Annotated in this window: 2 protein-coding genes; one reads left to right on the forward strand and one right to left on the reverse strand. The window is 36.9% G+C overall.

What is annotated here, in order from left to right; translation table 11 throughout:
• Positions 1-575: DNA-3-methyladenine glycosylase (locus AC1DRF_RS24905; RefSeq protein WP_477741955.1), on the reverse strand; the 575-nt coding region annotated here is incomplete at its 3' end.
• A gap of 462 nt (positions 576-1,037) precedes the next feature.
• Here AC1DRF_RS24905 and AC1DRF_RS24910 point away from each other — a divergent pair.
• Positions 1,038-1,992 (forward strand): Mur ligase family protein (locus AC1DRF_RS24910; protein ID WP_477741956.1); only part of this gene is annotated, 955 nt, incomplete at its 3' end.

Genomic DNA, 1,992 nt, shown 5'->3' on the forward strand with positions numbered 1-1,992 from the left:
ATCCAAAAGCGCCAAGGATAATCCTTCGCTTCACCAGAATTATCAATGCCAACGCGAGGTCCGGCGGAAAACTCTGAAGGAGTGAAGCCACGAGCAATATAAAGAGGAGGGCTGGTTAAATCATGACCGTACAAATCCATTGAAACCCCTAGTGCTTTTGTTAGTTTCCCAGGACCGTTTGTCCAATTTGTTTCGTCTTCCATCCCTCGACGTCTATTTTTCATCAAATTTTTTCCGCTAAATGGCTCAATAGCTCGAATGAGGACGCCTTCTGGACAATTGATGTCGCTGCTTACAACATTGAGTAAACAATGTGTATGCATTGTATGCGTATAGGCATGACCAGGAGGACCGAACATTACCTCCGTTCTTTTTGTGCGCCGGTTATTAAAGCTATGAGCTGCTCGGTCGAAAGGCCCTTTATAAGCMTCAGTTTCTACAATAAAACCAGATGCAGTTCCTTCTGCCGTTTCGTGAACAAGAAGACATCCTAACAGCGACTGAGCTAATTCAAGTGTAGGCTGTTGATAAAATAAAAGAGGAAGTGGTTCAATCGCTAAAAGAGAACGCGTCATTTGCTGTAGTCCATCCTTTCAAAACAGAGTCATTCACGCTGTTATGCGCATGTTTTATTATGATCTTTTCTTTGTTATTTTGCAAAGGAAGGCACTGATTAATACAGTAATCTTTCTTACTCCACGTTCAAGTATTTATCATGATTCAACTTACTTTATGAAATTATTTTATTTTAAAGAATGGTTTCGTTTTGCACGTATAGGGGGAATATTTTACTACAATACTTCGCATTTGTTGCTGGTATGATATACATAGTTCATCCATATTTTACATGCTTTTAGTTTTAAAAATTAGTGATCCGTCTTTTCTTTATTTTCGTTCTACAYATGAAAGCAAAATAAAAAGATTGAATTGTAGAAAGTTCTTTATAAATGGAAATAAAGAAAAAATATCCTTCAAAGAGTATTTAAGGGATTTTAGAACATATTAAAAATAAAATTTATACACTGTGAGGAATAGCTATGAACATCCACTTTGATACATTAATGAACTTATCAATTAAACATATTTTTGGGCCTGCATCTCAAACGATCAACCATCTGACATATCATTCAAAGCAGGTTCACGACGGATCAGTATTTTTTAGTATAAAAGGTGAAAATGAAGATGGACATCAATATATTAAAGAAGCTATAGCTAGAGGAGCCGTAGCAGTCTTTGGGACAAGCATTGAGGAGCTGCGTCTTTTAAGCACTCAGTATTCTCACTGTACGTTTTTAGCTGTTGACGACGTTCGCAAAGTAATGGCGTCTTTTTCTAAAATGTATTTTGATTATACGGATGAAAAGATTGAGACAATTGGCGTTACAGGTACAAATGGTAAAACAACCGTAGCAGCTTACGTAAGGTCGCTTTTAACTCTTTTAAAATTGCCGACAGGATCGATTGGCACGACCGGCATTTGGTCATCAAAGAAGAAGTTAGTTTATAAAAAAAGTACGCCTACAACACCTGAATCGATAGACTTGCATAAAATTTTTTATGAATTGTATACAAGAGGCGATGAAGCGGCAGTGATGGAAGTATCTTCAATTGCGATTGATCAGCAGCGAGTAGAAAATATTTATTTTGATGTAGCCATTCATACAAATCTTTCAGAAGAGCATTTAGAGTATCATAAAACGTTTGAACACTATAAAAAGTGCAAGATGAAATTATTTCAGCAGGCAAAACATGCCGTTATTAATATAGATGATCAGGACATGGGTAAAGACTTAAGCAGGCTATTTAAAGGACCTAAAGTCACGTATAGCTTATTAAATAATGCGGAGGCCACTCTGCAAGCAAAAAATATTACTGTCAAAGAAGGGGGCTCTTTCTTTGATTTACTGTATAAAGGACAGTCATACAAAGTAGCAGTGCCTGTATATGGCGATTACAACATTGCTAACGTGCTAGCAGCCATTGGTACAGCTC

This window comes from Priestia sp. P5_B4 (assembly GCF_056400385.1).